5 protein-coding genes and 3 tRNA genes are annotated in these 8857 nt (G+C 73.0%); 4 read left to right on the top strand and 4 right to left on the bottom strand.

Translation table 11 applies throughout. The features are described from left to right. The coding region (locus tag ACZ53N_RS10235; RefSeq protein ID WP_469140463.1) for a hypothetical protein at nucleotides 1-1431 on the top strand (1431 nt) is incomplete at its 5' end. A 323-nt stretch (nucleotides 1432-1754) separates the two neighbouring features. Here ACZ53N_RS10235 and ACZ53N_RS10230 read toward each other — a convergent pair. Continuing rightward, the gene (locus ACZ53N_RS10230) at nucleotides 1755-3749 is read right to left on the bottom strand and encodes a hypothetical protein (RefSeq protein WP_469140462.1); all 1995 of its coding nucleotides are present in this window, start codon (nucleotides 3747-3749) and stop codon (nucleotides 1755-1757) included. An 891-nt stretch (nucleotides 3750-4640) separates the two neighbouring features. Between ACZ53N_RS10230 and ACZ53N_RS10225 the strand changes: the two genes are divergently transcribed. Further along, nucleotides 4641-6302, top strand: coding sequence for an APC family permease (locus ACZ53N_RS10225; RefSeq protein ID WP_469140461.1), 1662 nt, complete (start codon nucleotides 4641-4643; stop codon nucleotides 6300-6302). A gap of 129 nt (nucleotides 6303-6431) precedes the next feature. Here the strand turns inward: ACZ53N_RS10225 and ACZ53N_RS10220 are convergent. From ACZ53N_RS10220 to ACZ53N_RS10210, 3 genes are all read right to left on the bottom strand, one after another. Then, a tRNA-Ile gene (locus ACZ53N_RS10220) sits at nucleotides 6432-6508 on the bottom strand. Between the two features lie 180 nt (nucleotides 6509-6688). Beyond that, nucleotides 6689-6761: transfer RNA gene (locus ACZ53N_RS10215), tRNA-Asn, on the bottom strand. 5 nt (nucleotides 6762-6766) lie between these two features. Continuing rightward, nucleotides 6767-6839: transfer RNA gene (locus tag ACZ53N_RS10210), tRNA-Asn, on the bottom strand. Nucleotides 6840-7083: 244 nt separating this feature from the next. Between ACZ53N_RS10210 and ACZ53N_RS10205 the strand changes: the two genes are divergently transcribed. Next, the gene (locus ACZ53N_RS10205; RefSeq protein WP_469140460.1) at nucleotides 7084-7371 is read left to right on the top strand and encodes a YtxH domain-containing protein; all 288 of its coding nucleotides are present in this window, start codon (nucleotides 7084-7086) and stop codon (nucleotides 7369-7371) included. Nucleotides 7372-7413: 42 nt separating this feature from the next. Next, on the top strand, nucleotides 7414-8850 hold the full coding sequence (locus ACZ53N_RS10200; RefSeq protein WP_469140459.1) for an FGGY family carbohydrate kinase: 1437 nt from the start codon (nucleotides 7414-7416) through the stop codon (nucleotides 8848-8850). Nucleotides 8851-8857 lie beyond the last annotated feature (7 nt).

Here is an 8857-nt window from a genome sequence, read left to right as displayed (position 1 = left end):
GAGCCGGGAGCCGGGAGCCGGGAGCCGGGAGCCGGGAGCCGGGAGCCGGGAGCCGGGAGCCGGGAGCCGGGAGCCGGGAGCCGGGAGCCGGGAGCCTTCGGCCTGACGGACGAATGGCTGGTCCATGACGGCCGGTTGATCCCCTCCGCGATCGTCCTGTCCCACGACGAACAACGCGAACGCCTGCGCGACGGCTGCCCCGGAGCGGTGCCCTTCGCCACCGTCGTCGGCGATCCGTGCGCCGACCAACTGCGGGCCTCCGCCCCGTTCCGGGACGCCTACCGGGCGGCCCTAGGCGTACGCCCCGGCCAGAAACTGCTGGTCCTGACGTCGACTTGGGGCCGACGTTCCCTCCTCGGGCACGGCGGCGACACGGTACGCCGGGCGCTCGCCGAGCTGCCGCAGGACGAATACCGCGTGGTGGCCGCGGTGCACCCCAACGCCTGGCACGGCCACGGCGGTTGGCAGGTACACACCTGGCTCGCGCCGTTCGTCCGCGCCGGCCTCGTCCTGCCCGTCCCGGAGACGGACACCTGGAAGGCCGCCCTGACCGCCGCCGACGCGTTCATCGGCGATCACGGCTCGGTCACCCTCTACGGCGTCGCGCTGGGCCTTCCCGGCCTGCTGGGCGCCTTCGACGAGGGCGTGGTGGCACCCGGCTCGCCGATGGACCTCCTCGGCGGGCTGTTGCCGCGCGTCACGACGGGACGCCCGCTGGCCGGGCAGCTGGCCGACGCCGCGGCCACGCAGCCCGGCGACGAACGGCTGGCCGAGGTGGGCGGCCTGGTGACGTCCCGTCCGATGCGGTCGATGGCCCTGCTGCGCGGCCTGTTCTACGAACACCTCGGGCTGCCCGAACCGGCCGACCCCGCGGTCGTCCGACCCGTAGCCGTCCCCCGGCGTCCGCACGACCGGCGCCGGGACCCCGCCCCTCCCCCGGCGTTCGTGACGGCCCACTTCGAGGAGCACGACGGGGACGCCCCGACGGTCACGGTCCGCCACTACCCCGCGGCGGTGCAGGGCGCCGAGGCCGGGCACCTCCCCGACCCCCACCTCGTGGCCGCCGAAGGAGAGCCGGATGCCCGCTGGCTGAACATGACGGACATCGTCGTGGCCCGCCCCGCCGCGACGGGACGGCCGACGAGGGAGGTCGCGGGGCCACTGTTCGACCGGTATCCGGGGTGCGGCGTCGTCGCCGTTCCCGAGCCGGGCGGCCTGAACGAAGACTGCGGGCTCGCCCTGCGCGACGGCCCGGAGCTCACGGCCCGCTGGCGGGCCCCGCAGTGGTGGACCACACCGCAGACGGCGGCGACGGCCGCCCACGCCTGCCTGGCCCGATTCGGCCCGGCCTGGGAGGGCGAGATCACGGTCCGGGTGGGAGAAGGCCTGCCACCCGCCGTACTGACGGTTGCCGCCGTGCGCCGGGGATGACCGTGTCGGCCGCGCGGCGGCGAGCGCCCTGCGGGCGCGTCCTCAATCTCCCCCAGCTACCGCTGGGAGGTGCCCCCAGACAGGCTGAATACGGCTGAGCTCAGCCAGAACCAGCCCGCCCAGCGCTTGAGGACACCGCCGCGCAGCGGTGGTGAACCTGCGGCCGGGCGCCGAGGATGACGTGCCAGTCGCGCGGCCGCGCGGCGGCGAGCGCCCTGCGAGGCGTCCTCAATCGCCGGACAGGCTTAATACGGCTGAGCTCAGCGAAAACCAGCCCGTCCGGCGCTTGAGGACACCGCCGCGCAGCGGTGGTGCGCCCGCCCCTACGAGCCGTCGGCAACCGCACCGTCGACCCCCCGCGCGGCCAGTCGCAACCGCACCGCAGCGGCCTTCACACTGCCGATCCCCGTATACGTCTCCAGCGCCACCCGCCACTCCCGGCGGGCGCCCTCCAGGTCGCCGCTCGCAGCCAGGACGTCGCCCCGCAGCAGTACCGCGTCCGCCCGCTCCTTCGGGGCGACGCCGGGCGGGAACAGGGCCATCGCCTCGTCGAGGCCCGCCAGTGCCTCGTCGGGGCGGTCGGCGCGGAGACGGGCTTCCGCGTAGCGGGTGAGGGCGCGGGCCTCGTTGTAGCGGTCCGGGCGGGGGACGGCGGGGTCGTGGCGGTCGGTCAGGGCGGCGAACAGGCGGCGCGCGTTCAGCAGCAGCCGCGCCGCCTCCGCGTGGTCGCGGGCGGCGCTGTGGGCGCGGCCCCGGTGGTACTCCAGCAGGGCACGCCCCCGTGGGTGCTCGATGTCGCCGAGCGCGGTGGTGGCCTGCCGGAAGAGGGCGATCGCGTCGTGGGGACGGCCTTCCCGGAGCGCGAGCTGCCCCAGGCCCTCCAGAGCGGAGGACGCGGTGCGCGCGTGCCCGATGCCGGCCGCGAGGGTGCGCGCCCGCTCGTAGTGGTGCCGGGCGGCGTCGTTGTCGCCGTCGCCCGCGCGGTCGTACAGCGCGAAGGCGGTCTCGTAGTGCATCCGCGCCAGGACGAGGTCGTCGCGCAACCGCCCGGCCGCTTCGAGGGCCTGCCCGCACACGTCGATCCAGCGCGTGTGGTACTTCCGGCGGAAGAAGAAGCCCCGCAGCGCTTCGGCGAGTTCGCAGGTGAGCCGGTCACGGCCGGTGCGGGCGGCGAGCGCGACCACGGCGGCCGCGTTCTCCCCGTCCGGCTCCAGCGCGTCCAGGGCCGCCGCCTCGCTCTCGAAGACCGCGACCGGCCGACCGCCCGGGTGGGCGAAGCGGGAGCCGAAGCGCCACCGGTCTGACACGAGGGACTCGACCGCCGCGGCCCGCTCCAGGTACCAGTCGATGATCACGTCCGTGGCCGCGTCGGACGAGGACGTGCCGGACGCGGGCGTTTCCTCCAGCAGCCTGCGCGCGTAGGCGTGGACCAGGCCGTTCATGCGGTAGCGGCCGGCTGTGGAGGGCTCCAACAGCCGTTCGTGGACGAGGGTGCGTAACGCCTTGGCCCCCTCCCGGCCGTCGCCGCCCAGCCGCTTCACCAGGTCACCCGCGAATTCGCCGGTGGGGTGTCCGCCGAGCATCCGCCAGACCGCCGCCGCTCTCTCGTCCAGGGCGGAGTAGGCGACGTCGAGGACCTTGGGGTAGGGGATCTCGTCGGCCACGGACAGCGCCTCCCATACGGTCTGCGGATCGGTGAGCTCGTCGGCGAGCTCGCGCAGCGCCTCCGCCCCTTCCGCTTCTGCCGCGCGCACGCGCGCGATGCGGACCGCGAGCGGCAGCCCGGCGCAGGCGCGGATCACCTCACGGAGCGCCTGCCCGCCGTCGCACCCGTCGTCGCGCCCGCCGTCGCGCCCGCCGCCCGGGCCGGACTCGGCTACGGGGCCGAACAACTGCGCGCAGGCGTCGTCGTCCAGCGCGTCGAGCGTCACATAGTCCGGTCCGGGCTGTGTGACGCTCAGGCCGGTGAGCCGATTGCGGCTGGTCACGACCACGACGCTGCCGGGCGCCCCGGGCAGCAGCGGGCGGACCTGGGCCGGGACGACGACGTTGTCGAGCAGCATCAGGCTCGGCTCATCGGCCGTCAGGGACCGGAAGTACGCCGACAGTCCGGCGAGACCGGCGGGCCGCTCCTCGCGTGGGGTGCCCAGTTGCCCGACGAAGGTCTCGAGCACGCTCACCGGGTCGATCGGTGAGCGCGGGCCCTGGGGGCTCATGTCCGCGTAGAACTGGCCGCCGGGGAAGTCGTCGCGCACGTCGTACAGCCAGCGCAGCGCGACGGCGGTCTTGCCGATGCCCGGGATGCCGGTGATGACCACGATCCGCGGGGCCCTGCGGCCGTCCCGTCCCGTCCGGTCAGCAGGGCGTCGAGCTTCGCGCGGGGCGCGGCGCGGTCGACGAACTCCTCCGGCTCGGGCAGCAGCATCCGGGGCGTGCGGACGGGAGCCGCCTGCCCCCAGTGCACGTTCTGCGCCTGGATGACCGTTCCCGTGAAGGTGCCGCCGGAAATGCCGTTGCCGATGAAGTCCACGCACCCCGCCCGTCGTCGTTCCGGCCACGACCCGCCCGTGCCGGGCCCCCACGATGTCGTGATCTCGCGGACTCAGTGTGCCAAGCCGGCGGCGGACGGTGGTGCGATGTGCGCCACACCGGCGCGAAAGGGCCCCGGAGAGGCCCGGAGAGCACAGGGCAGGGCCGCGGACAGCGCGTCGCCCCGGCCGGGAAAGCGGCCGTCATCACTTCGGCGTGCGGATGGAGAGGGCGTGATGGCCGACTGCCCCTCCACCGAAGAATGCAGGGGCTCCCCCAGGGCCCTGGAATGAGCCACTCCGCGTCCGGGCGTACGCTCCGTAGTCGAGGGCGAGGCGAGCATGACATCGCCACCGCCACGGTCGAATGCAGCTGTTACTACCGGTTGGCGTAGTATGTCCGGCGTCGCTACTGCGTCCTCGGTCATCCCGTCGTCATCGAGCCCGAACAGCCGTTGATCTTGATTCACGGCCCACCGGACTCGTTCGCGCCATACCCGGTGTCCGCTCCCGGGGGCCGATTCGGCGGAGCCCATGGGACCGCACGCAGTGCGGGCGGCTGCTTTCCGCTCAGCCACCAGACGGCGTCGCCGGTCGGTGCGCGCCGACGGAGCAGGCCCGGCAACCGGATGGGCCGAGAGGCACGCAGAGGCGCTCCCTCGGTCTCCGGACAGAACGGAAATGCACGTCGTGGACATGAGCGCGGCCAATCGAAAAGGCCTCAGTCTCTTCGCCCTGATAATGATCGGACTGGGGTCGATCTTCGGCTCGGGCTGGCTCTTCGGAGCCGGTCAGGCGGCCCAGGTCGCCGGGCCCGCCGCGCTGGTCGCCTGGGTGATCGGCGCCGTCTTCATCGGCATGATCGCCATGACCTACGCCGAGGTCGGCGCCGCCTACCCGCTGCCCGGCGCCATGGCGCGGTTCGGCTCCATCTCGCACGGCCCGGTGCTGGGCTTCGTCACCGGATGGGCGGTCTGGATCGCGACCGCCTCCCTGATCCCCATCGAGGCCATCGCCGGCACCCAGTACATGTCGTCCTGGAGCTTCGGCTGGGCCCGGGGCATGGTCGCCGACGGCAGCCTCACCGGCACCGGCATGGCGACGGCGCTGCTCCTGACCGTCGCCCTGTGGCTGGCCTGCTACTGGTCAGTCGAGCTGCTGGCACGTGCCAACAATCTCCTGACCCTGGTGAAGTTCGCCATTCCGGTCCTCGCGGTCGGCGCGCTCATCGCCTCCGGCTTCCACACGGACAACTTCACCGCGCACGGCGGCTTCGCCCCGAACGGCTGGTCCGCCGTCCTCACCGCCGTCACCGCCTCCGGCGTCGTCTTCGCCTTCAACGGCTTCCAGGCCGTCGTCAACCTCGGCGGCAACGCCAAGAACCCCGGCCGGGCCATCCCGCTCGCCCTCGTCGGCGCGCTCTCCCTCGGCCTGGTCATCTACCTCGCCCTCCAGATCGCCTTCCTCGGCGCCGTACCGCCGGAGCGGCTCGCCGAGGCAGGCGGCTGGAACGGGATCAACTTCGCGTCGCCCTTCGCCGACCTCGCCAAGCTGCTGATGCTGCACTGGGTCGTCACCATGCTCCAGTTCGGCGCCTTCATCTCACCGAACGGCGCCAACATCGGCAACGTCGCCTCGGCCGCGTATCTGGCCCAGAACCTCGCCGACACCGGCTTCTTCCCCAAGAAGATCGCAGAGGTGCACCCCCGCTACGGCGTCGCCCGCCCCGCCATGTGGCTGAACCTGGGCTTCTCCGTGCTGCTGCTCCTCACCGTCGGCCACAGCTGGGAGGCCCTGGCGAGCGTGGTCTCCGCCGCGATGGTCGTCTCCTACCTCATGGGCCCCATCGCGGTCGGCGTGTTCCGGCAGACCAAGCCCGACCTGCCCCGCCCCTTCCGCCTCCCCGCCGCCTCGGTGCTCTGCCCCATCACCTTCGCGTTCGCGGCCTGCGCCCTGTACTGGTCGAAGTGGCCCAACACCGGCAAGGTCGCCGTGCTCACCCTGGTCTCGGTGCCCATCGCCGCCGTGGTGCTGCGCCGGCGCGGCGGGACGAGCCTGCGCCGGCAGTTCGCGCCGGCCTGGTGGATGGTGACGTTCCTGCTGTGGCTGGCGCTCCTGTCCGCCCTCGGCAGTGCCGAGTTCGGCGGCCACGGCGTCATCCCGGGCGGCCTGGACATCACGCTGGTCGCCGTCTCGGCCGTGGGTTTCTACTTCTGGGCCGTGCGTGCCGGCGTCCAGGCGCACCGCGTGGGCCTGCCGGATCCCGACCCCGTCCTCGACGCCCCCGCTGCCGAGCCCGAGCCCGTGCCCGGACAACGCCAGCCCGAGACCGTCGCCTCCTGACCCTCACGGCTGGGCCTCACCTCGGCCTCACCAGCACAGACGCGCCATGACCAAGGGCCGCCACATCAATGTGTGGCGGCCCTTGGTTGTACAAGCACACAGGTCAAACGTTTCTTCGAAGTAACCGTGTGGTGGGGCGGGTGGGACTCGAACCCACGGCCGACGGATTATGAGTCCGCTGCTCTAACCGGCTGAGCTACCGCCCCATTCACGGCGCGTCGCGCACATCTGTGCGCGCCGTCTGCCGCAGCATAGCTGCTCATACGATCTGCTGCCCCTGAGGGTCCGCATTGCGTGACCAGCCTGCCCATGAGGACTTCGATCACGCATGGATGGTTCCCGCCGGGCACGAAAAAAGGACCCCCGAAGGGGCCCTTCCTCCACTGCTCCCCCGACTGGACTCGAACCAGTAACCTGCCGATTAACAGTCGGCTGCTCTGCCAATTGAGCTACAGGGGACTGCGCTCCCCCGACTGGACTCGAACCAGTAACCTGCCGATTAACAGTCGGCTGCTCTGCCAATTGAGCTACAGGGGATTGCTGTGGTGCCTCGAATGCTCTGCCCTCCGGTCTCCCGGGCGGCGTGCGCTCGCTGCGACACATACATTAGCGCAAGCTGGGGGGTGCTCCGCCAATCGGTATCCCGGGAGTGACCTTCGGGTCCGGCGGGTAGGCGGTGCACAGCCCCGAACGGCCCCCGCCGACACGCGCGGGGCCCGGCAGGGCTCAAGGGTTAAGAGGGTCGTCAGGGTCTGCGGGATCCGAGGGAAGGTGGAGCACGATGCGCTACCGGCTGACGTTCATCATCGGTGCGGCCGTCGGGTACGTACTCGGCGCACGAGCCGGGCGTGAGCGCTATGAACAGCTGCGCAAGGGCGCGCAGCGGGTCGCGCAGAACCCCGCGGTGCGCAATACGGCGGAGTCCGCCGCGCAGAACGGCCGGGCCATGACCGGCAAGGCCCTCCACACGCTCGGCGAGCGGCTGCCGACCCCCGTCTCGGAGCGGCTCCGGTCCTTGCGGGAGCAGCGCGCGCCCGGCGAGGACGAGTGGGGCACCAGCAATACCTGACCGATGACGGACAGACGCCGGGGATTTGGCATCATCCTCCGCATGGGCATAGTCGCGGGGCTGGACAGTTCCACCGAGAGCACGAGAATCGTCGTCTGCGACGCGGAGACGGGCACCGTGCTCAGGCAGGGCTACGCCCCGCATCCGACGACGGGCCCCGAGGGTGATCCGCAGGCGTGGCTGGTCTCGCTGGGCGAGGCCGCCGCGGGCGGACTGCTGGAGGGCGTGCAGGCCATCGGCGTCTCCGCGCAGCAGCACGGGCTGCTCGTGCTGGACGCCGGCGGGGTGCTCGTCCGGCCCGCGATGCTCGGCAACGACCGGCGCGTGCAGGCCGCCGCGGCCGATCTGACCGACGCGCTCGGCGGCCGGGCCGCGTGGGCGGAGGCCGTCGGGTCGGTGCCGCAGGCCGGACAGGCCGTGGCGAAGCTGCGGTGGCTGGCGCGCAACGAACCGGAATCGGCGACGCGGGCGGCCATGCTGATGCAGCCCCACGACTGGCTGGTGTGGCAGCTGCTCGGCCGCCCCGTGCGGCGTACGACCGACCGCGGTGCCGCGTCCTCGACCGGCTACTGGTCGGCGGCGACCGGCAGCTGGCGGCCGGATCTCGTGGAGCTGGCGCTGGGCCGCCAGGCGGCGCTGCCCGACGTGCTGCACCCCGCCGAGCCCGCCGGGCACACCCCGGAGGGCCTGCTGATCTCCGCGGGTACGGGCGAGACGATGGCGGCGGCCTTCGGGCTGGGCGTCGGCCCCGGCGACGCGGTGATCTCGCTCGGCGCGTCGGGCTCGGTCTTCGCCGTGCACCACGAGGCGCTGGTGGACCCCACGGGCACGATCACCTCGTTCGCGGACGCGACCGGGCGGCATCTGCCGGTGGTGCACACGCTCAACGCGGTACGGGTGCTGCGCGGCACGGCCGAGATCCTCGGTACGGATCTGAACGGGCTGTCCGAGCTGGCGCTGCGGTCCACGCCCGGCGCGTACGGGCTGGTGCTCCTGCCGTATCTGGAGGGCGAGCGCACCCCGCAGCTGCCGCACACCGCCGGAACGCTGGCGGGGCTGCGCCGCGAGAGCATGAAGCCGGAGCACCTGGCGCGGGCCGCCTTCGAGGGCATGCTGTGCGGGCTCACGGACGCCCTGGACGTGCTGCGCGGGCGCGGCGTCGACGTGCGTCGGGTCTTCCTGCTGGGTGCGGCGGCCGAGCTGCCGGCGGTGCAGGCCGTGGCGCCGACGCTGTTCGGCACGCAGATCGTCGTCCCACAGGCGGCGGACTACGCGGCGCTGGGCGCGGCCCGGCAGGCCGCGTGGGCGCTGGGCGTCCAGCAGGGCGTGATGTCGCACCTCGAGCCGCCGCGCTGGCCGGCCGCGGCCAGCCAGGTCTTCGAGCCGGGTGAGGATCTGGCGGTGGGGCAGGCCGTGCGGCAGCAGTACGTGACCGTGCGCGAGCAGACCCACCCCGGGGCCTTCCAGGGCGGCGCGTGAGGTCCGG

This window comes from Streptomyces sp. NPDC033229, from assembly GCF_055576875.1.
Note: the sequence above shows the minus strand (reverse complement) of the source record. Positions and strands in the feature narration are given on the sequence as shown.